Below are 22,035 nucleotides of genomic sequence, written 5' to 3' on the forward strand. Positions count from 1 at the left end.
TCGGTTGCCGGGCCCCGCCTGCGAGTCCGAACAGACCCATCCCGACCGGTGACATCCGCTACGCGCGTAGATATGCTGGCCTGGTGACCATGCCCAGCACTGTTCCCGCTCACGGCCCCGACGCCGCGGCCCGGCTGGCGTCCATGGCCGACGTCACGGCCTCCGACGCCGCGCTGCGCCGCTTCCTGCACGGGCTGCCCGGCGTCGACGCGGTCGGCCTCGAAGCCCGCGCCGCAAGCCTCGGCACCCGCTCGATCAAGACCACGGCGAAGGCGTACGCCATCGACCTCGCGATCTCGATGATCGACCTCACCACACTCGAGGGCGCCGACACCCCGGGCAAGGTCCGGGCGCTGTCCGCCAAGGGCGTCAACCCGGACCCGACCGACCGCGCGACCCCGCGGGTCGCCGCGATCTGCGTCTACCCGGACATGGTCGCGACGGCCAAGGAGGCCCTCGGCGGCTCCGGCGTGCGTGTCGCCTCCGTCGCCACCGCCTTCCCCGCCGGGCGGGCCGCGCTGCCGGTCAAGCTGGCCGACACCGCCGACGCGGTGGCCGCGGGCGCCGACGAAGTGGACATGGTCATCGACCGGGGCGCCTTCCTGTCCGGCCGGTACCTGAAGGTCTTCGAGGAGATCAAGGCGGTCAAGGAGGCATGCCGCCGCCCTGACGGCAGCTCCGCCCGCCTCAAGGTGATCTTCGAGACCGGCGAGCTCGCGACGTACGACAACATCCGCCGCGCCTCCTGGCTCGGCATGCTCGCCGGCGCGGACTTCATCAAGACCTCCACCGGCAAGGTCGCGGTCAACGCCACCCCCGCCAACACCCTGCTGATGCTCGAGGCCGTGCGCGACTTCCGCGCCGCCACGGGCGTGCAGGTCGGCGTGAAGCCGGCCGGCGGCATCCGCACCTCCAAGGACGCCATCAAGTTCCTGGTCCTCGTCAACGAGACCGTGGGCGACGAGTGGCTGAGCAACGAGTGGTTCCGGTTCGGCGCGTCCAGCCTGCTGAACGATCTGCTCATGCAGCGCCAGAAGCTGAGCACCGGCCGCTACTCCGGTCCCGACTACGTGACGGTGGACTGAGAACTCACGATGACCAAGACCAAGCACAACCAGCAGCCCCAGCAGACCCCGCCGGCCGGGCAGCCGAAGCCGGGCTCCGCCTTCGCCTACGCGCCGGCGCCGGAGTCCCGTTCCGTCGTCGACATCGCCCCCTCTTACGGCCTGTTCATCGACGGCGAGTTCACCGACGCCGCCGACGGCCGGGCCTTCAAGACGGTGAGCCCCTCCAGCGAGGAGGTTCTCTCCGAGGTCGCCCGGGCCGGCGAGGCGGACGTCGACCGGGCCGTGCGGGCCGCCCGCAAGGCCTTCGCCTCCTGGTCGGCGCTGCCCGGCTCGGAACGCGCCAAGTACCTGTTCCGCATCGCCCGGATCATCCAGGAGCGCTCGCGCGAGCTGGCGGTGCTGGAGACACTGGACAACGGCAAGCCGATCAAGGAGACCCGCGACGCCGACCTCCCGCTGGTCGCCGCGCACTTCTTCTACTACGCGGGCTGGGCCGACAAGCTCGCGCACGCCGGCTTCGGCCCGGACCCCCGCCCGCTGGGCGTGGCCGGCCAGGTCATCCCCTGGAACTTCCCCCTGCTGATGCTGGCGTGGAAGATCGCCCCGGCGCTGGCCACCGGCAACACGGTCGTCCTCAAGCCGGCCGAGACCACCCCCCTGTCGGCCCTGTTCTTCGCCGACATCTGCCGCCAGGCGGGCCTGCCCAGGGGCGTCGTCAACATCCTCCCCGGCTACGGGGACGCCGGCGCCGCGCTGGTGGCCCACGAGGGCGTCGACAAGGTCGCCTTCACGGGCTCCACCGCCGTCGGCAAGCAGATCGCCCGCACCGTCGCCGGCAGCCGCAAGAAGCTCACCCTGGAACTGGGCGGCAAGGGCGCCAACATCGTCTTCGACGACGCGCCGGTCGACCAGGCGGTCGAGGGCATCGTGGGCGGCATCTTCTTCAACCAGGGCCAGGTCTGCTGCGCGGGCTCCCGGCTGCTCGTCCAGGAGTCCGTCGCGGACGAGGTGCTGGACGCGCTCAAGCGCCGGCTGTCGACGCTGCGCCTCGGCGACCCGCTGGACAAGAACACCGACATCGGGGCCATCAACTCCGCCGAGCAGCTCGCCAGGATCACCGAGCTCGCCGAGGCCGGCGAGGCCGAGGGCGCCGAGCGCTGGTCGCCCGCGTGCGAACTGCCCTCCACGGGCTACTGGTTCGCTCCCACCGTGTTCACCGGGGTGACCCAGGCGCACCGCATCGCCCGCGAGGAGGTCTTCGGCCCGGTGCTGTCGGTGCTGACCTTCCGCACGCCGGCCGAGGCCGTGGAGAAGGCCAACAACACCCCGTACGGGCTGTCCGCCGGGATCTGGACGGAGAAGGGCTCGCGCATCCTCTCGGTCGCGAACCAGCTCCGGGCCGGGGTGGTGTGGGCCAACACGTTCAACAAGTTCGACCCGACCTCGCCCTTCGGCGGCTACAAGGAGTCGGGCTTCGGCCGCGAGGGCGGCCGCCACGGTCTGGAGGCGTACCTCGATGTCTGACGCAAGGCTGTCCGTCTTCAAGACCTACAAGCTGTTCGTCGGGGGCAAATTCCCCCGCAGCGAGAGCGGGCGGGTGTACGAGGTGACCGACTCCAAGGGCGCGTGGCTCGCCAACGCCCCGCAGTCCTCCCGCAAGGACGCCCGTGACGCGGTGTCCGCCGCCCGCAAGGCGTTCGGCGGCTGGTCGGGCGCGACCGCGTACAACCGGGGGCAGATCCTCTACCGCGTCGCGGAGATGCTCGAGGGCCGCCGGGAGCAGTTCGTCCGCGAGGTAGGCCAGGCCGAGGGGCTGTCGAAGTCCAAGGCGGCGGCCGTGGTGGACGCCGCGATCGACCGCTGGGTCTGGTACGCGGGCTGGACGGACAAGATCGCTCAGGTCGTGGGCGGCGCCAACCCGGTGGCGGGGCCGTACTTCAACCTGTCGAGCCCCGAGCCGACCGGTGTCGTCGCGGTCGTCGCGCCCCAGGAGTCGTCCTTCCTGGGTCTGGTCTCGGTGATCGCCCCGGTGATCGCCACCGGCAACACCGCGGTCGTGGTGACCAGCGAGCGGGCCCCGCTGCCCGCGCTGTCGCTGGGCGAGGTACTGGCCACCTCCGACCTGCCGGGCGGGGTCGTCAACATCCTCTCCGGCCGCGCCTCCGAGGTCGCTCCGACGCTCGCCGCGCACATGGACGTCAACGCGCTGGACCTGGCCGGGACGGTGGACGACCCCGAGCTCGCGAAGGAACTGGAGGTCGCCGCCGCGGACAACCTCAAGCGCGTGCTCCGTCCACAGGCTGTGGACTGGGCCGCCGAGCCCGGCACGGACCGGATGACGGCCTTCCTGGAGACCAAGACCGTCTGGCATCCGGCCGGGGCCGGCGCGTCCTCGGGTTCCGCCTACTGACCGCTTCCCCCCGGCGGCCCGTCCCGTCACCGGGACGGGCGGCGCCCGCACGGCCGTACGGCCCCCACGACCGATGCGTCGGCGCGGAGGCCCGCCGCTCGCCTGTACCGGCGACGGCGTCAGCCGCGCTGCAGCTTGCCGACGCCGTCGCCGACCAGCGGCAGGTCGGCGACGGTGCGGCTGTCGGCGACCGGCTTGGTGACGTACGCCGTGGAGACCGGCTTGAAGTCGGCGACCTGCGAACCCACGGAATTGTCCAGCGGGTTGACTGCCGTCCGCGCGAGCGGGTTGACCGGCAGGTGGTTCACCGTGCCGACCAGGGCAGACGTCGCGGCCCGGCCGTTCTCGGCGAGCGTGGCCTCACCTCCGCTTCGGGCGTCCGCGTGCGCCGCCCCCGCGGAGGCGACGGCCGCGACGGACGACACCGCGAGCACGGCGGCGCGGAGGAGATGACGGGAGAACTGCGGCATGAGGATCCACCTGCCTGGTCGCCGGCCCGCGCACGGACCGGTCAGCGGACGGCGCGACGGCCGTCGCCTAACGCGACAATGACGTCACCAACCGTAGTTGGTTGAACATCACGCATCCAAAGCATGTCCCGGCGGGTCACTCCAAAGACGGAATGCGTCACACTGGTGTCCCGTGAGCTCTCGCCCTCCCGCCGCCCGCGTGATCCTGCTGACCGGCCCCTCCGGGTCCGGCAAGTCCTCCCTCGCCGCCCGCACCGGCCTGCCCGTCCTACGGCTGGACGACTTCTACAAGGAGGGTGACGACCCGTCCCTCCCGATGCTGCCGAGCGGCATCGGCACGGACTGGGACTCCCCCCGGTCGTGGAACGCCGACGCCGCCGTCGCCGCCGTCGCGGAGCTGTGCGCCACGGGCCGGACCGCCGTTCCGGTCTACGACATCGCCACCAGCTCCCTCACCGGACGGACGCAGATCGGCCTCGCCGGGGCTCCGCTCTTCATCGCCGAGGGCATCTTCGCCGCCGACATCGTCGCGCGCTGCGCCGAACTCGGCCTGCTCGCCGACGCCCTGTGCCTGAGCCGCGGCGCGGTCACCACCGCCCGCCGCCGCTTCGTCCGGGACCTGCGCGAGGGGCGCAAGTCGCTGCCCTTCCTGCTGCGCCGCGGCTGGAACCTGATGCGCGCGGAGCGGGGCATCGTCGCCCGCCACGCGGAGCTCGGGGCGCATGTGTGCGACCGGGACGAGGCGGTGGAACGGATCGGTCGCGCGACCGCCCCACCGGCCGCCGTCCGGGTCTGAGACCGGCGGCACGCGGGTCCCTTCGGACATGCACGAGGGAGCGGTGCGCACGGACCCCCCGCCGTGCGACCGCTCCCTCGTGCTTCCCGTTCCCCCGGTGGTCCCCCCGTTCCCCCGGGCCGGGCCCCGTTCCCCCGTGTCCCCCGACCCGGAGCCCGTTCCCCCCTGTTCCCCCGGTTCCCCCCGGCGTCAGGCCACCAACTCGCCGAACGCCGCCGCCTCGTCGACGCCCGCGCTGAGCGTCGCGTCCTCACGCAGCCGGCGCAGGGAGCGCCAGATGCTGCTCTTGACCGTGCCGACGCTGATGCCCAGGATCTTGGCGATCTCCGGGTCGGTGCGGCCCTCGTAGTAACGGAGCACCAGCATCGTGCGCTGCGGCTCCGGAAGCTTGGCCAGTGCCTGCCACAGCACGGCCCGCAGCTCGGTGCCGCGCATCGCGTCCGTCTCGCCCACCGTCTCCGGCAGCTCCTCGGTCGGGTACTCGTTGAGCTTGCGGCGCCGCCAGGCGCTGATGTGCAGGTTGGTCATGGTCCGCCGCAGGTAGCCGCCGACCGCGGCCTTGTCGCTGATCCGGTCCCAGGCGCGGTAGGTGGAGAACAGCGCGGTCTGCAGCAGGTCCTCCGCCTCGTGCCGGTCGCCCGTCAGGTGGTAGGCGGTCGCGTACAGGGAGGCCCGGCGCTCCTGGACGTAGGCGGTGAAGTCCGCGTCCGCGGTGAAGCACCGCTGCCCCGGGATCTCCCGGGGCCCCGTGTCCTCGCCCTGAATACCCTGAATGCCCTGACCGCCCTGACCGCCCTGACCGCCCTCGATCGCCGTGATGTAGGACGGCCGGTTGCGGAGGGCCTGGCGAACGGCGCCACGGGCGCACCCGCCCCCGCGCCTCGCGGCAGCGGGCATCTCGGCGTCACGTCCCGCGGTGTGCAGGCGCGGCTGAAGGACTGCGGTGGCCGTCGTGCTGTGCAGTGCGTTCATTTCGCGCCCCCCGTGGGTGGAGCCGGTCCGGTCGTCGTACCCCTCCGGCGGGGGCCGCCCGATGGCGTCCCCGTCGATGACCACTAGCGTGCCCGGCCAGTTTCATGGCGCTGTCCGCCGAGTGTCACAACCGCGCAACAGACCACGGCGGTACCTACCGGGTGCCCTCTTGGGAGAGAATGCGAGGGTGCCTTTCCTGTTGCTGATCGAGGACGACGACGCCATCCGAGCGAGCCTCGAACTCGCCCTGTCGCGCCAGGGCCACCGTGTGGTGGCCGCGGCCACGGGCGAGGACGGGCTGCAGCTGCTGCGCGAGCACCGGCCGGACCTGATCGTGCTGGACGTGATGCTGCCGGGCATCGACGGCTTCGAGGTCTGCCGGCGCATCCGCCGCACCGACCAGCTGCCGATCATCCTGCTGACCGCGCGCAGCGACGACATCGACGTGGTGGTGGGCCTGGAGTCCGGCGCCGACGACTACGTCGTCAAGCCCATCCAGCCGCGCGTCCTGGACGCCCGTATCCGCGCCGTGCTGCGCCGGGGCGAGCGCGACAGCACCGACTCGGCCGCCTTCGGCAGCATCGTCATCGACCGCTCGGCGATGACCGTCACCAAGAACGGCGAGGACCTGCAACTCACTCCGACCGAGCTGCGGCTGCTGCTGGAGCTGAGCCGCCGCCCCGGGCAGGCCCTGTCCCGGCAGCAGTTGCTGCGCCTGGTGTGGGAGCACGACTACCTCGGCGACTCGCGGCTGGTGGACGCCTGCGTGCAGCGGCTGCGCGCCAAGATCGAGGACGTGCCCTCCTCGCCGACCCTGATCCGTACCGTCCGGGGTGTCGGGTACCGCTTGGACGCACCGGCGTGAGTCGACCCGACCACCAGGACACGGCCGGTGACGACGATGCGGATCGGCCGCTGAGCGGCTGGAGGTCACGGCTGCTGCGGCTCACCAGTCTCCGGCTGCGCCTGGTCGCCGTCTTCGCCGCCGTGGCACTGGCGGCCGCCGTCTCCGCCTCCGGCATCGCCTACTGGCTCAACCGCGACGCCGTGCTGACCCGCGCCCAGAACGCCGCCCTCAACGACTTCCGCGCCTCGATGACCCGCAACGCGGGCTCGCTGCCGCGCCATCCGTCCTGCGACAAGCTGGCCGACGCGGCGCGCGGCATCGGCGCCGGCACCCAGAACTACCAGGTACTGCTGATCGGCACCGGCCCGGACGGCGAGCGCTGCGCGACCAAGTCGCAGAGCGACGGCTTCTCGCTGGACGCCGTGCCCCTGAGGCTGCGCAAGGCCGTCAGCAAGCGCAACCCCAAGACGGGCGACCCCGCGGAGTACCACCTGTACTGGCAGCGGGTCACCCTCGACGACCAGCCGTACCTGGTGGGCGGGGCCAAGGTGATCGGCGGCGGGCCGACCGGCTACATGTTCAAGTCGCTGGAGGCCGAGCGCAAGGACCTCAACTCGCTGGCCTGGTCGCTCGGGATCGCCACCGCCCTCGCCCTGATCGGGGCGGCGCTGCTGGCCCAGGCCGCCGCGTCCACCGTGCTGCGGCCGGTGGCACGTCTCGGCGAGGCCGCCAGGCGGCTCGGCGAGGGCAAGCTCGACACCCGCCTGCGGGTCACCGGCACCGACGAACTCGCCGAGCTGTCGCGGACGTTCAACCGCACCGCCGAGCGGCTGGAGCGGCGGGTCGACGAGCTCAGCCAGCGTGAGGCGGCCAGCCGCCGCTTCGTCGCCGACATGTCGCACGAGCTGCGCACCCCGCTGACCGCGATCACCGCCGTGACGGAGGTGCTGGAGGAGGAGACGGACTCGCTCGACCCGATGATCGCTCCCGCGGTGCGGTTGGTGGTGAGCGAGACCAAGCGGCTGGGGGAGCTGGTGGAGAACCTGATGGAGGTGACCCGCTTCGACGCGGGCACCGCGCGCCTGGTCCTGGACGACGTGGACGTCTCCGACCTGGTCACCGCCTGCATCGACGCCCGCGCCTGGCTCGACGCGGTGGAACTGGACGCGCCGCGCGGCATCATCGCGCAGCTCGACCCGCGTCGCATCGACGTGATCCTCGCCAACCTGATCGGCAACGCCCTCAAGCACGGCGGCTCGCCGGTCCGGGTCAGGGTCCGGCAGGACGGGGACGAACTCGTCGTCGAGGTCGCCGACAACGGCCCCGGCATCCCGGAGGACATACTGCCGCACGTCTTCGACCGGTTCTTCAAGGCGGACGCCTCCCGGGCCCGTTCCGAGGGAAGCGGCCTGGGCCTGTCCATCGCCTTGGAGAACGCCCACATCCACGGCGGGGAGATCTCCGCGGCCAACAACCCCGGGGGCGGCGCGGTGTTCACGCTGCGGCTGCCGATGCGCACCGAGGCGGGCCGGGCGGCGGAGCCCGGGGAAGGGAACGACAGCACATGACGCAGCCGTCCCGGGAGACGGCGCCGGACGCCCCGGGCGCCCGCCCAGCGGGCGCCGCCGCCCGGCGTGCCCCGCTCCTCGTCCTGCTCGGCGTCGTCCTGCTGGCGGGCTGCGGCATCCGCACCACCTCTGTGCCGGTGGACGCGGGGCCGGCGCCGTCCCGCGTGTCCTGCGCGGTGCCGGACGAGGAGGCCACCACCACGGCGACGGCCTCCGCGTCGCCCAGGGGACTGACCGCGCGGGTGTATCTGGTGTGCAGCGCCCAGGTGGCCGCGGTGAGCCGCTCGGTGCGGGCCGAGGGCCTGGACCGGCTGGGCACCGCCGCGCTGCTCCTGCGCGAGCTGCAGCGCAAGCCGCGCGCCGGCGAGGCGTCGGCCGGGTTCACCACGGCGGTGCAGGGCGATCTGGCGGTGGGGCGACCGCGCCGCGGCGACCCGCGCGGGTCGCTGCGGCTCAGCGCCCCGCTGAGCGATCTGCCTCCGTTCGCGCTCGCCCAGGTGGTGTGCACCTACGCCGGATCGGCGGTGGGCTCCGGTGACGGCTCGGTTCTTCTGGGCGGCTCCGACGGCACCCCGGTGCGCCGCTACACCTGCACCGGTGACCTGCGCACCGACCCGGAGGCGGCGGAGACCGCCGGAACCGCCGTGAAATGACAGACGTCCTTCCAGACGTGCGGCGCGACGGCTCTTACCCGAAAGTGCGCGCGGTGGGACTGGTGCTCACCGCCGTCCATCTGGCTCTGGTCGGGTGGCTGACACTGCGCCCGCAGTACGTGCCCTGGGTGGACGCGCCCAACCTGCGACCGTTGGCCACCCTCCGCTCCGACCTCGCCACGGGCCCCGCGGAGGCTGCCCGCCGGATCGGCACGGGGCTGGCCCTGCTGGCCCCGCTGGGTGTGCTGCTGCCGCTGGCCGGAGGGCGGGTACGGGTGTCCGCGGCGGGCTCGTTCGCGCGCACGGTCTTCGCGGGGCTGATGATCTCGCTCGCCCTGGAGTTCGCCCAGACCGGGGTGCCGGGCCAGATCTTCGATGTGGACGCCCTGCTGCTGAACACGGCCGGCGTCGCGCTGGCCCACCTCGCCGTGGTGCCCGCGACGCGCGCGTGGGCGCACCGGCGCAGCGTCCGTCGGCAGGATCAACTGAGCGGTGCTCAGGGACGCACCCCGACGCTTCCCAGGGTCGGGATCGCACCGTAGAGCGACGTCGCGCGGTGGTCCGCTCTCCTACGGTGATGTCATCGGCCGGAGAGACCGGCCCGGATCGCGAAGGAGCACCCGCCATGTCCGCACTGGTCCGCCCGCGTCAGCGCCGGATGATCGCCGGGTCTGCGCCGGGCTCGCAGACCGGTTCGGCACCTCCGCCACCACGATGCGCGTGATCTTCCTGCTGTCCTGCCTGCTGCCGGGACCGCAGTTCCTGCTCTATCTCGCGTTGTGGCTGCTGCTGCCGAACGAGACAGGCGCCAGGGCCGCCGTGTGACACCACGGGCCCCGGAGCACCGACGGGCCGCGCCCCTTAAGAGGGGGCGCGGCCCGTCCGGCGTTCGTCTCGCGGTGCTCAGCCGCCGATCGGCAGGCCCTGCAGCGGGAGCTGGCCGAGCTGGCCGCCGACGGGGAGACCGCCGAGCAGCGTGTTCACGCCCTGGGGCGTGTTCTGTGCGCCGGGGATGAGCTTGGCCGAGGCCGGCAGGCTGCCGGCGACGGCGTCGACCGGGACCGCCTTCGCGACGCCGGAGACCGGCACCGAGGCCGGGACGGCGGCCGGCAGGGTCGCGGCGTCCGGCAGGCCCAGGCCGGAGGGCAGCGGAGCGGCGGAGGCGGCGCCCGCGGCTGCCCCGACGAAGGCCACGCCCAGCGCGGCGGCACCGAGAGTCTTGACGGTTCCGGTCTTCATGGTGGTGTCCTCGTGATGGGGAATGGTGCGTCCGCCGCGCCACACACGGAAGGTGTTCGCGGGATGTCGCAACGTAGCGACGGAAGGCGGGGCGGTGCAAGCAGCGCCGCGCGGCAGCCCGGGGGCCGCCCCGTCCGACGCCGCAGGGCCGGACAGCCGGGCGCTCATCCCTCTTCCGGCGGGGAATCGCTGGCCACGGCGGTCGCGGCGGTCGTCTGGCGGAACAGCCACTCGGCTTTCAGCTCCGAGTACCCGGGCTTGATCACGTCATTGATCATCGCGAGACGTTCGTCGAAAGGGATGAAAGCGGACTTCATCGCGTTGACCGTGAACCACTGCATGTCGTCGAGGGTGTGACCGAAGGCGGCGACCAGTTCGGTGAACTCGCGGCTCATGGTCGTGCCGCTCATCAGGCGGTTGTCGGTGTTGACCGTGACCCGGAAGTGCAGCCGGCGCAGCAGGCCGAGGGGGTGCTCCGCGTAGGAGGCGGCCGCACCGGTCTGCAGGTTGCTGGTGGGGCACATCTCCAGGGGGATGCGCTTGTCGCGCACATAGTTGGCGAGCCGCCCGAGCGAGACCGTGCCGTCGTCGGCGACCTGGATGTCGTCGATGATGCGCACGCCGTGGCCGAGCCGGTCGGCGCCACACCACTGGAGGGCCTGCCAGATGGAGGGCAGCCCGAACGCCTCGCCGGCGTGGATGGTGAAGTGGAAGTTCTCCCGCTGGAGGTACTCGAAGGCGTCGAGGTGGCGGGTGGGCGGGAAGCCGGCCTCGGCGCCCGCGATGTCGAAACCGACGACACCCCGGTCGCGGTAGCGGATGGCGAGTTCGGCGATCTCCTGCGAACGGGCGGCGTGCCGCATCGCGGTGAGCAGGGCGCCCACCCGGATCCGGCCGCCCGCCTCGCGGGCGCGCCGTTCGCCCTCCCGGAAGCCCTCGTTGACGGCCTCCACGACCTCGTCGAGGCAGAGCCCGCCTTCGACGTGGAGTTCGGGGGCGTAGCGCACCTCGGCGTAGACGACGCCGTCGGCCGCGAGGTCCTCGGCGCACTCGGCGGCGACCCGGGTGAGCGCCTCGCGGGTCTGCATGACGCCCACCGTGTGCGAGAACGTCTCCAGGTAGCGCTCCAGTGAGCCGGAGTCGGCGGCCTCGCGGAACCAGGTGCCGAGCTTGTCCGGATCGGTCTCCGGCAAGCCGTCGTAGCCCGACGCGCGGGCCAGGTCGACGACGGTGCCGGGGCGGACGCCGCCGTCGAGGTGGTCGTGTAGCAGCACCTTGGGGGCGCGCCGGATCTGCTCGGGCGTGGGGGTGGCCCCCGCAGCGCCCGCGGGGAAGGGGAGCGTGCTTGAGCTCGTCATTCCCGAAACATACCCTCTATGCGCGTAGAACTCGGGGTGATGCCGAATATTGACCTGCCGACCAGGTCGTGCGCACCATGCCGTCTGCCATGGTTACGCCATGGCTTCGCAAGCTTTACCGGTGCGTGGTGCGCGGTTGGGGAAGAGGGTGACCCCGGGTCTGAGCCCGGCGGCCTGGCGGGAGACGGACGGCGAGGCGGTCCGTGCCGCGGTGCTGCTGCTGCCCGGCGGACGTGCCTCGAGCACGCGCCGCCGCTCCCCCGTGGCCGCTGCGGCGATGGTGCCGCTGGCCCTCCGTATGGTGCGGGCCGCGGGCCGCGGCGAGGGCCTGGCCGTGCACGTCGTGCACTACCGCTTCCGCGGCTGGAACGGCGGGAACGACCACCCGGCCGAGGACGCGCGATGGGCGGTCGACGAGGTCGTCCGCCGTTACGGTGACGTGCCGGTGTCGCTGGTCGGCATGGACATGGGCGCCCGTGCGGCGTTGCGGGCGGCGGGCCACCCGGCCGTCACCTGCGCGGTCGCCATAGCCCCGTGGCTGCCGGACGCGCACGAGCCCGAGCCGGTCAAGCAGCTCATAGGCCGCCATGTCCTGATCGTGCACGGCACGAACGACGACTCCACCGACCCCGGTCTGTCCTACCGGCTGGCCGAACGGGTCAAGAAGGTCAACCGGGACGTGTGCCGCTTCGAGGTGCACACAGCAGGCCATCAGCTCCGCGACCACCGGGAGGAAGTCGCCGCCCTGGCCTCCGACTTCGTCCTGGGCAACCTGCTGGGGCGGTCCTTCGCCCGCCCGGTCGCCGACGCGCTGGCCGCCCCTCCCCCGCTCGGCCTGCGCATGCCTCTGGCCTCGGGTTTCGGCCGCTCGTTGCGGGCGCGCTGAGGCGGCCGCGGGTCCCGCCTTCGCGCCGGCGGGGTGGGCGGGGTCGGCGGAGTCAACGGAGTCGGCCTACGCAGGTCCGGGATCGGCACGCCGTCGTACTCCCCGACGGCCTCCCGCCGTCGGGGGCGCCGGTTCCCCACCTGGGATGTCCTGCCTGCCGTCAGCTGGGTTTCTCGGGGATCGACGACAGGTGAACACGCGAGCCCAGCAAGCCGAGAGCCGTTGCCGGAGTGGGGAGGGCCGGGCGCGCGCCGTCAGTCGGGGAGGAGCCGACCGCGCCGGTCCAGCAGGAACTTCTTGAACGCGGCCACGGGAGGCGTGTCGGGGTGGCCGCCGAGCCAGGCCACCCCGATCTCCCGGACCGCCCGCGGGGCGGTCACCGTCAGTTCCACGACACCCGGCCGCGGGACGAGCGGCGGCGGCAGCAGGGCCACCCCGAGACCGGCGGCGACCAGCCCGCGCAGGGTCTCCGCCTCCTCCCCCTCGAAGCCCACCCGCGGGGTGAAGCCCGCCTCGGCGCACAGCGCGTCGGTGATGCGCCGCAGCCCGTAGCCGGCCTCCAGGCTCACGAACAGCTCCCCGGCCGCCTCCGCCAGGCGCACCCTGCGGCGCGACGCGAGACGGTGGTCGGCGGGGACGACCAGCCGCAGCCGCTGCTCGTCCAGGCGGCGGACGACCAGGTCGGGCGCCTCCGGCACTGGCGAGGTCAGACACAGGTCCAGTTCGCCGGCGCGCAGCCCGGCGAGCATCGCCTCGCCGTAGTTCTGCACGAGTTGGAAGCGGATCCGCGGGTGGTCGGCGCGAAAGGCCCGCAGCAGGGCCGGCACGGTCTCCGGGCCGAGCGTGTGGAGGAAGCCGAAGGCGACCCGTCCGGCCTGCGGGTCGGCATCGGCGCGCACGGACTCGGCCGAGCGCTCCACCTCGCCCAGCGCCCGCTCCACGGAGGCGAGGAAGCCGCGGCCCGCGGGGGTGAGCGAGACCGTCCGGCCCTGTCGGGCGAAGAGCGTGACACCGAGGTCGAGTTCGAGCCGCGCCATGGAGCGGCTGAGCGTCGACTGGGGCACGCCCAGCTCGCGCGCCGCACGCGTGACGTGCTCGTGTCGCGCCACGGCGGCGAACTGGGCGAGCCTGGGCGCCAGCACCGCCGCCCAGGACGCGCTGTCGAGCTCCGCCCGTATGTCTTTCGCGTCACCGGACGGCGACACCGACCGGGCCGACCTCGCCTCATGCGCCATGGGAACGATTATCGCCACTTCATGCATTGGACGCATGAAATGGCCCCGGCCTAACGTGAAGACATGCCTCCCGCCGATACCGGGGCGTCCGCCGTGACACGGCCGGGCGCCGCCGCCTCAGCCCCAGCCGGCACGCTCCGACCGGGAGAGCCCGGCTACCGCCGCGCCATCGCGGCCCTGTTCGCCGCGGGTCTCGCCACCTTCGCCCTCCTCTACTCGACGCAGGCCCTCCTGCCGGCGCTCTCCACGGGCCTGTCCCTCAGCCCGGCCCAGGCCAGCCTCACCGTCTCGGCCACCACCGGCGCGCTGGCGCTGGCCCTGCTGCCGGTGAGCGCGCTCAGCGAGAAGTACGGGCGCACCGCCGTGATGACGGCATCGGTCTTCAGCGCCTCGGCACTGGCCCTTGCCGTCCCCTTCGCACCGGACCTGACCACGCTGGTCGTGCTGCGTGCCGCGCAGGGCGTGGCCCTGGCCGGACTCCCGGCCACCGCGATGGCGTATCTCGGCGAGGAGATCCACCCCAAGGCCGTCGCCTCCGCGATCGGCCTGTACGTCGCGGGCAACAGCATCGGCGGCATGAGCTCGCGGGTCCTGACCGGCGCGGTGGCACAGGCCTTCGGCTGGCGCGCCGCACTGCTCGCCGCCGGCGTCATGGCGGTGCTGTGCGCCACCGCCTTCCGCCTGCTGGTCCCCGCGGCCCGCAACTTCCGTCCTGGCCCGGTCAGTCCCGCAGCCCTGTGGCACACGGTCACCGGCCACCTGGGCACCCCGCTGCTGCGCCGGCTCTATCTGATCGGGCTGTTGTTCATGGCGGTCTTCGGTGCCGTCTACAACGTGCTGGGCTACCGGCTCGCCGCCGCGCCCTTCGGCCTGTCGCAGACCGCGATCGGCCTGATCTTCCTGGTCTACCTGGTCGGCACCGGCGCCTCCGCGGCCTCGGGCGTCCTGCACGGCCGCCTCGGCCGGCGCGGCGCCCTGTACGTCGCCGTGGTGCTGGCCGCGGGCGGGCTGCTGCTGACGCTCGCCGGTTCCCTCGTGCTGGTGCTGAGCGGGCTGGTGCTCGTGACGGCCGGCTTCTTCACCGGCCACTCCATCGCCTCCGGCGCGGTCAGCCGTACCGCCACCACCGGTCGCGCCCAGGCCTCCGCGCTCTATCTGACCGCGTACTACGTCGGCAACAGCCTCGGCGGCACCCTCGGCGCCTCCGCCTTCCACTCCGCCGGCTGGACCGGCACCGTCGCCTTCTGCCTGGCCGCCGTCCTCGGCGTCGCGGGGGTCACCCTGCACGCGGCCCGGCGGGCGGCCGCGGACCGGCGGTTCGGCGCCTCGGTGGGCCGGACGACCCGGCGGGCGGCCTGACGGACGGCTTCTGACGGAGGGCTTCTGACGGCTTTCGAAGGACGGCCCGTCGGGGGAACGCGAACGGGACCGGTGGAAGGCCACCGGTCCCGTCGGTTTGCCGCGGGGCGCCCCCGCCCGGGCGATCAGGCGATGCGGTCCAGCACGATCGGGTCCGGCGTGTACGCCGCGCCCGCCGGGGAGATCTCGACGCCGCCGCTGAGGGCTTCGAGCGCGTACCCGAACTTCTCCGGGGTGTCGGTGTGCAGGGTGAGCAGCGGCTGGCCCTGGGTGACCTCGGCCCCCGGCTTGGCGTGCAGCTCGACGCCCGCGCCGGCCTGCACCGGGTCCTCCTTGCGGGCCCGGCCGGCGCCCAGGCGCCAGGCGGCGACGCCGACGGCGTAGGCGTCCAGGCCGGTGAGGACCCCGGAGCGCTCGGCCGTGACGACGTGCTGCTCGCGCGCGACGGGCAGCGCCGCGTCCGGGTCGCCGCCCTGGGCGGCGATCATGCGCCGCCACACGTCCATGGCGGACCCGTCGGCGAGCGCCTTGGCCGGGTCCGCGTCCTTCAGGCCCGCCGCGTCGAGCATCTCGCGCGCCAGGGCGAGGGTCAGCTCGACCACGTCGGCCGGGCCGCCGCCCGCCAGCACCTCGACGGACTCGCGGACCTCCAGCGCGTTGCCGGCGGTCAGGCCGAGCGGGGTGGACATGTCGGTGAGCAGGGCCACCGTCCGCACCCCGTGGTCGGTGCCGAGGCCCACCATGGTGGAGGCCAGCTCGCGGGCCTGCTCGAGGTTCTTCATGAAGGCGCCGGAGCCGACCTTGACGTCAAGCACGAGCGAGCCCGTGCCCTCGGCGATCTTCTTGGACATGATCGAGGAGGCGATCAGCGGGATGGCCTCGACGGTGCCGGTGACGTCGCGCAGCGCGTACAGCTTCCTGTCGGCCGGGGCGAGGCCGTCGCCGGCGGCGCAGACGACGGCGCCGGTGTCGCCCAGGACCCGCAGCATCTCCTCGTTCGACAGCAGCGCCCGCCAGCCGGGGATCGACTCCAGCTTGTCCAGGGTGCCGCCGGTGTGGCCGAGGCCGCGGCCGGAGAGCTGGGGGACGGCCGCGCCGCACGCCGCGACCAGGGGGGCGAGCGGCAGCGTGATCTTGTCGCCGACACCGCCGGTGGAGTGCTTGTCCGCCGTCGGGCGGGGCAGCGAGGAGAAGTCCATGCGCTCGCCGCTGGCGATCATCGCGGCCGTCCAGCGCGCGATCTCCGCCCGGTCCATGCCGTTGAGCAGGATCGCCATCGCGAGCGCGGACATCTGCTCGTCGGCGACCTCACCCCTGGTGTAGGCGTCGATGACCCAGTCGATCTGGTCGTCGCCGAGGCGGCCGCCGTCGCGCTTGGTGCGGATGACGGAAATGGCGTCCATGGTTCACGTACCTTCTTAGCGGTTGGTCAGGTCGTCCGGGCCGAACGCGTCGGGGAGCACCTCGCGCATCGTGCGGATGCCGTCGGACATCTCCACCAGCAGGTCGGGGCCGCCGTGCTCCCACAGCAGCTGGCGGCAGCGGCCGCACGGCATCAGCTGGTCGCCGTTGCGGTCCACGCAGGTGAAGGCGACGAGCCGGCCGCCCCCGGTGGCGTGCAGGATCGACACCAGGCCGCACTCGGCGCACAGGCCGAGGCCGTAGCTGGCGTTCTCCACGTTGCACGCCGCGATGACCCGCCCGTCGTCCACCAGCGCGGCCGCGCCGACGGGGAAGCGGGAGTAGGGCACATAGGCCCGGGACATGGCGTCCCGGGCCTGCGCCCGCAGGCCGTCCCAGTCGACGGCGTCGACGGCGTCGACGCCGTCGGCGCCGGCCCGGCCCGCGGGGCCGCTCACTTGCCCTGACCCTTCCGGTACCTCATACCGTCAGCCTTGGGCATCCGCAGGCGCTGTGCCGACAGGGAGAGCACCAGCAGGGTGACGACGTACGGGGTCGCGCCCACGAACTCGCCGGGCACCTCGTCGGTGAGCAGGTACCAGGCCAGCACCAGCGCGCCGACGACGAGGCTGACGCCGCCCTGCCAGAAGCTCCGCTTCCACAGCTTCCAGGCCGCCAGCAGCACCAGCAGGACCACCAGGAGCAGCAGCAGCGCGTGCACCGTGGGGCCGCCGTTGCGCAGCTGGAGCGCGTCGGAGTAGCCGAAGAGGCCGGCGCCGGTGGCGAGGCCGCCGACCCGCCAGTTGCCGAAGATCATCGCGGCGAGGCCGATGTAGCCGCGGCCGCCGGTCTGGCCCTCGAGGTAGATGTGCGCGGGCACCATCGCCAGGAAGGCGCCGCCGAGGCCGGCGAGGCCGCCGGAGGCGATCACGGCGACGTACTTGTACAGGTAGACGTTGACGCCCAGCGACTCGGCCGCGACCGGGTTCTCACCGCAGGAGCGCAGCCGCAGGCCGAACGGGCTGCGCCACAGCAGGAAGAAGCTGCCGACGAAGAGCACCACCGCGACGACCGTGAGCGCGGACACGTCGGTGACCAGGCCGCCGAGGATGCCGGCCAGGTCGGAGACGAAGAACCAGCCGTGCTTCTCGATGCTCGCCAGCCCGTCGGACAGTCCGGGGATGTCGAACGTCGGCAGGGCGTCGACCGGTGGGGACTGCTTGGGGTTGCCGCCCTTGGTGGCCGCCTCACCGGTGGAGAACCACAGCTTGGCGAGGTACTGGGTGGCGCCGAGCGCCAGGATGTTGATGGCCACACCGGAGATGATGTGGTCGACGCCGAAGGTGACGGTGGCGATCGCGTGGATCAGGCCGCCGAGCGCACCGCCGACGACGCCGGCGAGGACGCCCACCCAGGGGTTGGTCTGCCAGCCGGCCCAGGCGCCGAAGAAGGTGCCGAGGATCATCATGCCCTCGAGGCCGATGTTGACCACGCCGGAGCGCTCGGACCACAGGCCGGCCAGACCGGCGAGGCCGATCGGCACGGCGAGACCGAGCGCCGCCGTGATCTGGCCCTGGGCGGTGAGCTGGTCCTGGCCGGTGATGATCCGGACCACCGACACCAGCGCGATGGCTGCGGCGATGATCAGCAGGATCACCGGGAAGGAGAGGCGGCCCTTGCGGCCCGTGGCCCCTGCGGCCTTGGGAGCCGCGGGCGGCGGGGTCTGGGTCGTCGTGGCGGTCACGCCGTCACCTCCTTCTTCATGCGGGCCTGGGCGGCGAGCTCCTCGCCGACCTTCTGCTGCTGGCGCTTGAGGCCGTAGCGTCGGACGAGTTCGTAGGCGATGACGACGCTCAGGACGATGACGCCCTGCATCACGCCGACTATCTCCTTGTCGTAGCCGTTGAACTCCAGCCGGCCGGAGCCGCGCTCCAGGAAGCCCCACAGCAGCGCGGCCAGCGCGATGCCGACCGGGTTGTTGCGGCCCAGCAGCGCCACCGAGATGCCGGTGAAGCCGATACCCGCGGGGAAGAGGTCGGCGCCGTATGCGTGCACGTCGTTCAGCAGCAGCGGCAGGCCGGTGAGGCCGGCCAGGCCGCCGGAGATCAGCATGCTGACGACCACCATGCGCTTGACGCTGACGCCGCTCGCGGTGGCCGCGCTCTCGGACAGGCCGACGCTGCGCAGGTCGAACCCGAAGCGGGTGCGGCCGAGGACGAACCAGTAGCCGACGCCGATGACGACGGCGAACACGACGAAGCCGTAGATCTGGCCGACGTTCTCGCCCAGGTCGAAGGTGAACAGGTGGCCCGAGGAGGGCAGCGGCGTGGTCGACACCGAGGTCTGCGCCTTGTCGAGGTGGCCGAGTCGGCCGTCCTTGAGCAGGTAGCCGACGATGTAGGTGGCGATCGAGTTCAGCATGATCGTCGCGATGACCTCGCTGACCCCGCGGGTGGTCTTCAGCACGCCCGCGATACCGGCCCACAATGCGCCGACGACCATGGCGATCACGATGATCAGCGGGATCTGGAGGTAGCTCGGCAGGGTCACCGCCCCGCCGACAGCGGCGGCGAAGAAGACGCCCAGGCGGTACTGGCCCTCGACACCGATGTTGAACAGGTTCATGCGGAAGCCGACGGCGACCGCGATACCCGCGATGTAGTAGTAGCTGGCCTTGTTGATGATCTCGACCTGGCTGTCGCTCTTGAAGCCGTAGTCGAACATCGTCCCGAAGGCGCCGAACGGCTCCTTGCCCGTGGCGGCCAGCACCAGGGCCGTGATCACGAACGCGGCCACGAGCGCCAGCACGGGGGCGGCTATGGCGAGGAGCACCCGCTCCTTGTCGATCTTCTTCATCGGTCCTCTCCCCCGTGGGCGGTGTCGCCGTCCTCGTGCTCGAGATGGCCGGCGGCCGCGCCGGTCATCGCGGAGCCCAGCTCCTCCGGGGTGATGGTGGCGGGGTCGGCGTCGGCGACCAGGCGGCCGCGGTACATGACGCGCAGGGTGTCGGACAGGCCGATCAGCTCGTCCAGGTCGGCGGAGATCAGCAGCACGGCCAGGCCCTCGCGGCGGGCCTCGCGGATCTGGTCCCAGATCTGCGCCTGGGCGCCGACGTCCACACCGCGGGTGGGGTGCGCGGCGATCAGCAGCTTGGGCTGGTGGCTCATCTCGCGGCCGACGATCAGCTTCTGCTGGTTGCCGCCGGACAGGGACGCGGCGGTCACCTCGATGCCCGGGGTGCGGACGTCGTACTCGCGCACGATCCGCTCGGTGTCGCGGCGGGCCGCGGCCGGGTCGAGGAAGGCGCCCTTGCTGTTGGGGCGCTCGGTGACGTGGCCCAGGATGCGGTTCTCCCAGAGGGGGGCCTCCAGCAGCAGCCCGTGCCGTTGCCGGTCCTCGGGGATGTAGCCGATGCCGCCCTCGCGGCGCTTGCGCGTCGCGAGGTGGGTGATCTCGGCGCCGTCCAGGACTATCCGGCCCTCGTCGGGCGGGAGGATGCCCATGATCGCCTCGACCAGCTCCGCCTGGCCGTTGCCCTCGACACCCGCGATGCCGAGGACCTCGCCCTTGTGGATGGTGAGGGAGATCCGGTCCAGGACGACGCGCTCGATGCCCTCCAGGTCGGTCTCCGACAGGTGCAGACCCTCGACGGTCAGCATCGGGACGTCGGTGACCGTGGACTCGCGGGTCTCGGGGGACGGCAGCTCGCTGCCGACCATCAGCTCCGCGAGCTGCTTGGGGGTCGTGGTCGCCGGGTCGGCGCTGCCGACCGTGGTGCCCCGGCGGATGACGGTGATCTCGTCGGCGACGGAGAGCACCTCGCCCAGCTTGTGGGAGATGAAGATGACGGTCAGGCCCTCGGCCTTGAGCTCGCGCAGGTTGTCGAAGAGCGCGTCGACCTCCTGCGGGACGAGGACCGCGGTCGGCTCGTCGAGGATCAGCGTACGGGCGCCGCGGAAGAGGACCTTCAGGATCTCGACGCGCTGACGGTCGGCGACACCGAGGTCCTCCACCAGGACGTCCGGGCGCACCCCGAGGCCGTAGGCGTCGGAGATCTCGCGTATCTTCGCCCGCGCGCGGCCGCCGATGCCGTACAGCTTCTCGCTGCCGAGGACGACGTTCTCGAGGACGGTGAGGTTGTCGGCGAGCATGAAGTGCTGGTGCACCATGCCGATGCCGCGGGCGATGGCGTCGCCCGGGTCGTGGAAGGTGACCCGCTCGCCGTCGATGGTGATGGTGCCCTCGTCCGGCTTCTGCATGCCGTAGAGGATCTTCATCAGCGTCGACTTGCCGGCGCCGTTCTCTCCCACGAGGGCGTGGACCGTGCCACGGCGAACCGTGATGTCGATGTCGTGGTTGGCCACGACGCCTGGGAATCGCTTGGTGATGCCGCGGAGCTCCACGGCATGGGGGCTGCTGGGGGGGCTGGACGCGTTGATGGCGCACTCTCCTCGCGGAAAAGAGCGGGGCGGGCGGGGTGTTGGCGAACGTACCGCGAGAAGAGGTCTCTACGCGCGTAGCATTGCCAGATCCATAACGTGGTAAGTCACACAACGGACACCGCGTGCGCGGCACCGGCCGCACGCAGGCGCGAGGCCCGGAAAGGGGAGCCTGGGCTGTCCCCTCCCGAGCCTCGCGACCGGTGCCTACGAGAGACCGGACGTCACTTGACGGTGGTCTTGACCTTGATCTCGCCGCTGACGATCTTCTGCTTGGCGGCGTCCAGCTGGGACTTGATGTCGTCGATGAAGCCGCCGCTGGTGGACAGGCCGACACCGTCCTTGGCCAGGTCGTAGGAGCGGGTGCCGGTCAGCGGGCTGCCGTCCTTGACCGACTTGACCGCGTCGTAGACCGCGACGTCCACGTTCTTCAGCGCGGAGGTCAGGATCGAGTCCTTGTACTTGGCCAGACCCGGCTGCTCGTGCTGGTCGGAGTCGACACCGATCGCCCAGGCGCCGGACTTGCCGGCGACGGCCTCGATGGCGCCGTTGCCGGAGGAGCCGGCGGCGGCGTAGATCACGTCGATGCCGTTGTCCAGCATGCCCTGCGCGGCGGCCTTGCCCTTGGCGGGGTCGGAGAAGCCGGAGATGTCCGAGCCACTGGTCAGGTACTGGGTGGTGACCTTGACCTTCGGGTTGGTCTCCTCGACGCCCTGGCGGAAGCCGGCCTCGAACTTGTTGATCAGCGGGATGTCCACGCCGCCGATGAAGCCGACCTTGTTGTCCTTGGTCTTCAGGGCGGCGGCGACACCGGCGAGGTAGGAGCTCTGCTCCTCGGTGAAGACGATGCTGTCGACGTTCTTGGCGTCGACGACGGAGTCGACGATCGCGAAGGTCGTCTTGGGGTACTTCTTGGCCGCGGCCGTGATGGACTCGGCGTACGCGAAGCCGACGCCGATGACGGGGTTGTAACCCGCGTCGGCCAGGTCCTCCAGGCGCTGCTCGCGGTCGGCCTCGGTGTCGGAGGTCTTGGCGGTCAGCTCCTTGACGTCGACACCGAAGTCGGCCTTGGCCTTGTCCAGGCCCTTGGCGGCGGAGTCGTTGAACGAGTGGTCGCCACGACCACCCACGTCGTAGGCGACGCCGACCTTCAGCTTGTCGCTGTTGCCGCCGTCACCACCACCACTGTCCTTGGAGCTGCTTCCGCAAGCGGTCGCGGTGAGCGCGAGAGCCGCGGAGGCTATACCCGCGGCGGCGATCTTGGTTACCCGGCGCAAGAGGGTACCCCTTCAACTCTGAGCGCCCCGTCCGGCGCTGGCTTAACCCGGAGCTTAA

At 72.2% G+C, this 22,035-nt stretch carries 21 protein-coding genes and 1 pseudogene; 11 read left to right on the forward strand and 11 right to left on the reverse strand.

What is annotated here, in order from left to right; genetic code table 11:
* Positions 1–89: 89 nt before the first annotated feature.
* From deoC to ACRWND_RS13050, 3 genes are read left to right on the forward strand one after another with little or no spacing between them, the layout of a single operon-like run.
* Positions 90–1,085 carry a deoxyribose-phosphate aldolase gene (gene deoC, locus ACRWND_RS13040; protein ID WP_431948940.1) on the forward strand — a complete coding sequence of 332 codons (996 nt, stop codon included), beginning with the start codon at positions 90–92 and terminating at the stop codon, positions 1,083–1,085.
* Positions 1,086–1,094: 9 nt separating this feature from the next.
* Positions 1,095–2,591 (forward strand): aldehyde dehydrogenase family protein, encoded by a 1,497-nt coding sequence (locus ACRWND_RS13045; protein WP_431948884.1) that lies wholly within the window; start codon positions 1,095–1,097, stop codon positions 2,589–2,591.
* A complete protein-coding gene (locus ACRWND_RS13050; RefSeq protein ID WP_431948885.1) occupies positions 2,584–3,477 on the forward strand; it encodes an aldehyde dehydrogenase family protein in 894 nt (297 codons plus the stop codon). Before ACRWND_RS13045 ends, ACRWND_RS13050 begins: the two co-directional genes overlap by 8 nt.
* A gap of 119 nt (positions 3,478–3,596) precedes the next feature.
* On the opposite strand, the gene ACRWND_RS13055 is transcribed toward ACRWND_RS13050, so the two are convergent.
* On the reverse strand, positions 3,597–3,947 hold the full coding sequence (locus ACRWND_RS13055) for a hypothetical protein (protein ID WP_431948886.1): 351 nt from the start codon (positions 3,945–3,947) through the stop codon (positions 3,597–3,599).
* 172 nt (positions 3,948–4,119) lie between these two features.
* Here ACRWND_RS13055 and ACRWND_RS13060 point away from each other — a divergent pair, with 172 nt between their 5' ends.
* Positions 4,120–4,743 carry a uridine kinase family protein gene (locus tag ACRWND_RS13060; protein WP_431948887.1) on the forward strand — a complete coding sequence of 208 codons (624 nt, stop codon included), beginning with the start codon at positions 4,120–4,122 and terminating at the stop codon, positions 4,741–4,743.
* Between the two features lie 189 nt (positions 4,744–4,932).
* Here the strand turns inward: ACRWND_RS13060 and ACRWND_RS13065 are convergent, their stop codons facing one another.
* Positions 4,933–5,715, reverse strand: coding sequence for a SigE family RNA polymerase sigma factor (locus ACRWND_RS13065; RefSeq protein ID WP_431948888.1), 783 nt, complete (start codon positions 5,713–5,715; stop codon positions 4,933–4,935).
* 187 nt (positions 5,716–5,902) lie between these two features.
* Between ACRWND_RS13065 and ACRWND_RS13070 the strand changes: the two genes are divergently transcribed.
* The 5 genes and pseudogenes from ACRWND_RS13070 (at position 5,903) to ACRWND_RS13090 (ending at position 9,608) form a co-directional block, all read left to right on the forward strand.
* Positions 5,903–6,580, forward strand: a complete 678-nt coding sequence (locus ACRWND_RS13070) for a response regulator (protein WP_431948889.1) — start codon at positions 5,903–5,905, stop codon at positions 6,578–6,580.
* Positions 6,478–8,130, forward strand: a complete 1,653-nt coding sequence (locus ACRWND_RS13075) for an ATP-binding protein (protein ID WP_431948941.1) — start codon at positions 6,478–6,480, stop codon at positions 8,128–8,130. Before ACRWND_RS13070 ends, ACRWND_RS13075 begins: the two co-directional genes overlap by 103 nt.
* Complete coding sequence (locus ACRWND_RS13080) at positions 8,127–8,783, forward strand: hypothetical protein (RefSeq protein ID WP_431948890.1); 657 nt, start codon at positions 8,127–8,129, stop codon at positions 8,781–8,783. The genes ACRWND_RS13075 and ACRWND_RS13080 overlap by 4 nt, the downstream gene beginning before the upstream one ends.
* Positions 8,780–9,325, forward strand: coding sequence for a VanZ family protein (locus tag ACRWND_RS13085; protein ID WP_431948891.1), 546 nt, complete (start codon positions 8,780–8,782; stop codon positions 9,323–9,325). Before ACRWND_RS13080 ends, ACRWND_RS13085 begins: the two co-directional genes overlap by 4 nt.
* 83 nt (positions 9,326–9,408) lie before the next feature.
* A pseudogene (locus ACRWND_RS13090) lies at positions 9,409–9,608 on the forward strand (PspC domain-containing protein).
* A gap of 78 nt (positions 9,609–9,686) precedes the next feature.
* On the opposite strand, the gene ACRWND_RS13095 reads toward ACRWND_RS13090, so the two are convergent.
* Positions 9,687–10,022 carry a hypothetical protein gene (locus tag ACRWND_RS13095; RefSeq protein WP_431948892.1) on the reverse strand — a complete coding sequence of 112 codons (336 nt, stop codon included), beginning with the start codon at positions 10,020–10,022 and terminating at the stop codon, positions 9,687–9,689.
* 164 nt (positions 10,023–10,186) lie between these two features.
* Positions 10,187–11,380: an adenosine deaminase gene (locus ACRWND_RS13100; protein WP_431948893.1), complete on the reverse strand. Its 1,194-nt coding sequence runs from the start codon at positions 11,378–11,380 to the stop codon at positions 10,187–10,189.
* 100 nt (positions 11,381–11,480) lie between these two features.
* Between ACRWND_RS13100 and ACRWND_RS13105 the strand changes: the two genes are divergently transcribed.
* Positions 11,481–12,266, forward strand: a complete 786-nt coding sequence (locus tag ACRWND_RS13105; RefSeq protein WP_431948894.1) for an alpha/beta hydrolase — start codon at positions 11,481–11,483, stop codon at positions 12,264–12,266.
* 254 nt (positions 12,267–12,520) lie between these two features.
* Here the strand turns inward: ACRWND_RS13105 and ACRWND_RS13110 are convergent, their stop codons facing one another.
* Positions 12,521–13,501, reverse strand: coding sequence for a LysR family transcriptional regulator (locus ACRWND_RS13110; protein WP_431948895.1), 981 nt, complete (start codon positions 13,499–13,501; stop codon positions 12,521–12,523).
* Between the two features lie 63 nt (positions 13,502–13,564).
* Between ACRWND_RS13110 and ACRWND_RS13115 the strand changes: the two genes are divergently transcribed.
* Positions 13,565–14,860, forward strand: a complete 1,296-nt coding sequence (locus ACRWND_RS13115; RefSeq protein WP_431948896.1) for an MFS transporter — start codon at positions 13,565–13,567, stop codon at positions 14,858–14,860.
* 125 nt (positions 14,861–14,985) lie between these two features.
* On the opposite strand, the gene ACRWND_RS13120 is transcribed toward ACRWND_RS13115, so the two are convergent.
* From ACRWND_RS13120 to ACRWND_RS13145, 6 genes are all read right to left on the reverse strand, one after another.
* Entirely contained in the window at positions 14,986–16,263 is a 1,278-nt protein-coding gene (locus tag ACRWND_RS13120) for a thymidine phosphorylase (protein ID WP_431948897.1), read from the reverse strand.
* Positions 16,264–16,278: 15 nt separating this feature from the next.
* The gene (locus ACRWND_RS13125) at positions 16,279–16,719 is read right to left on the reverse strand and encodes a cytidine deaminase (protein ID WP_431948898.1); all 441 of its coding nucleotides are present in this window, start codon (positions 16,717–16,719) and stop codon (positions 16,279–16,281) included.
* Complete coding sequence (locus ACRWND_RS13130) at positions 16,716–18,005, reverse strand: ABC transporter permease (RefSeq protein ID WP_431948899.1); 1,290 nt, start codon at positions 18,003–18,005, stop codon at positions 16,716–16,718. The genes ACRWND_RS13125 and ACRWND_RS13130 overlap by 4 nt, the downstream gene beginning before the upstream one ends.
* The gene (locus ACRWND_RS13135) at positions 18,002–19,117 is read right to left on the reverse strand and encodes an ABC transporter permease (RefSeq protein ID WP_431948900.1); all 1,116 of its coding nucleotides are present in this window, start codon (positions 19,115–19,117) and stop codon (positions 18,002–18,004) included. The genes ACRWND_RS13130 and ACRWND_RS13135 overlap by 4 nt, the downstream gene beginning before the upstream one ends.
* Entirely contained in the window at positions 19,114–20,664 is a 1,551-nt protein-coding gene (locus tag ACRWND_RS13140) for an ABC transporter ATP-binding protein (RefSeq protein ID WP_431948901.1), read from the reverse strand. Before ACRWND_RS13140 ends, ACRWND_RS13135 begins: the two co-directional genes overlap by 4 nt.
* 260 nt (positions 20,665–20,924) lie before the next feature.
* Positions 20,925–21,977: a BMP family lipoprotein gene (locus ACRWND_RS13145; RefSeq protein WP_431948902.1), complete on the reverse strand. Its 1,053-nt coding sequence runs from the start codon at positions 21,975–21,977 to the stop codon at positions 20,925–20,927.
* Between the last annotated feature and the right edge of the window lie 58 nt (positions 21,978–22,035).

Source organism: Actinacidiphila sp. bgisy167, from assembly GCF_965342175.1.
GTDB lineage: Bacteria > Actinomycetota > Actinomycetes > Streptomycetales > Streptomycetaceae > Actinacidiphila.

Excerpts from the sequence above, each read along its gene's own strand:
- ACRWND_RS13065 (WP_431948888.1), bottom strand. The coding sequence starts at position 5,715 with ATGAACGCACTGCACAGCACGACGGCCACCGCAGTCCTTCAGCCGCGC.
- ACRWND_RS13120 (WP_431948897.1), bottom strand. The coding sequence starts at position 16,263 with ATGGACGCCATTTCCGTCATCCGCACCAAGCGCGACGGCGGCCGCCTC.
- ACRWND_RS13110 (WP_431948895.1), bottom strand. The coding sequence starts at position 13,501 with ATGGCGCATGAGGCGAGGTCGGCCCGGTCGGTGTCGCCGTCCGGTGAC.
- ACRWND_RS13045 (WP_431948884.1), top strand. The coding sequence starts at position 1,095 with ATGACCAAGACCAAGCACAACCAGCAGCCCCAGCAGACCCCGCCGGCC.
- deoC (WP_431948940.1), top strand. The coding sequence starts at position 90 with ATGCCCAGCACTGTTCCCGCTCACGGCCCCGACGCCGCGGCCCGGCTG.
- ACRWND_RS13085 (WP_431948891.1), top strand. The coding sequence starts at position 8,780 with ATGACAGACGTCCTTCCAGACGTGCGGCGCGACGGCTCTTACCCGAAA.
- ACRWND_RS13055 (WP_431948886.1), bottom strand. The coding sequence starts at position 3,947 with ATGCCGCAGTTCTCCCGTCATCTCCTCCGCGCCGCCGTGCTCGCGGTG.
- ACRWND_RS13050 (WP_431948885.1), top strand. The coding sequence starts at position 2,584 with ATGTCTGACGCAAGGCTGTCCGTCTTCAAGACCTACAAGCTGTTCGTC.
- ACRWND_RS13095 (WP_431948892.1), bottom strand. The coding sequence starts at position 10,022 with ATGAAGACCGGAACCGTCAAGACTCTCGGTGCCGCCGCGCTGGGCGTG.
- ACRWND_RS13115 (WP_431948896.1), top strand. The coding sequence starts at position 13,565 with ATGCCTCCCGCCGATACCGGGGCGTCCGCCGTGACACGGCCGGGCGCC.
- ACRWND_RS13135 (WP_431948900.1), bottom strand. The coding sequence starts at position 19,117 with ATGAAGAAGATCGACAAGGAGCGGGTGCTCCTCGCCATAGCCGCCCCC.
- ACRWND_RS13080 (WP_431948890.1), top strand. The coding sequence starts at position 8,127 with ATGACGCAGCCGTCCCGGGAGACGGCGCCGGACGCCCCGGGCGCCCGC.
- ACRWND_RS13105 (WP_431948894.1), top strand. The coding sequence starts at position 11,481 with ATGGCTTCGCAAGCTTTACCGGTGCGTGGTGCGCGGTTGGGGAAGAGG.
- ACRWND_RS13100 (WP_431948893.1), bottom strand. The coding sequence starts at position 11,380 with ATGACGAGCTCAAGCACGCTCCCCTTCCCCGCGGGCGCTGCGGGGGCC.